Consider the following 736-nt stretch of genomic DNA (forward strand, 5'->3'; position numbering starts at 1 on the left):
GTCCCCCCGCTCGAGCGAAGCCGAGAGTGGGGGAGGGCAGGGGGGCGGGGCCCCTCGCTACCCACATCCGGCATGGCTGAATCCCTCCAACCTTGCCGGATATCGCTCATCCTCGCGGGGCTTACATCCGTGCCAAGTTGACGTAAAGTTTGAACCGGAGCCACAAGATCCACCCCAGATCCGCCCTGGCGGACACGTGTGATCAGGTGCGTTCACGCAGAGGGTCGCGCTTTTGAAGCCGCAGGCCCCACCCCACGCGTGCCCGCCGCACGCCTCCCACACCCATTCCAGCCCGGAACCTCGCTTGTTTCCCGCCATTTCCACCCCCGAAACACGCTTTCCGATGTGACTTACACGACGATGAGCGGGCTCGGCCTGACCTTCCCGGCCGCAGAGGCGTAGCCTTTATTCCCGCTGTCCATCACCTTGTGAAGCGGAAGAGGGCGGTTGCCGCCGTGTCGCCACAGTCCCCCAGTAACTCGAGCATCTCGACCGACGCAGACCAAGCGGGTAAGAACCCCGCCGCGGCCTTCGGTCCGAACGAGTGGCTCGTCGACGAGATCTATCAGCAGTACCTCCAGGACCCGAATTCGGTAGACCGAGCCTGGTGGGACTTCTTCGCCGACTACAAGCCGGGGGCAGCTGCCGCCTCGGCTCCGGCGGGTACTGCGGCCGCGGGGGCCGCAGCGACCACCACGCCCGCGGCAGCCGCCGCCCCGGCCGCACCCCCGCCCGC

General features: G+C 67.3%; 1 protein-coding gene. It reads left to right on the forward strand.

The window, feature by feature from the left end; translation table 11 throughout:
- Positions 1 to 455 precede the first annotated feature (455 nt).
- Positions 456 to 736 (forward strand): 2-oxoglutarate dehydrogenase E1 subunit family protein (locus tag F3T56_RS23635; RefSeq protein ID WP_149827373.1); only part of this gene is annotated, 281 nt, incomplete at its 3' end.

This window comes from Streptomyces tailanensis (assembly GCF_008386495.1).
In the GTDB taxonomy this organism is placed as follows: Bacteria; Actinomycetota; Actinomycetes; order Streptomycetales; family Streptomycetaceae; genus Streptomyces; species Streptomyces tailanensis.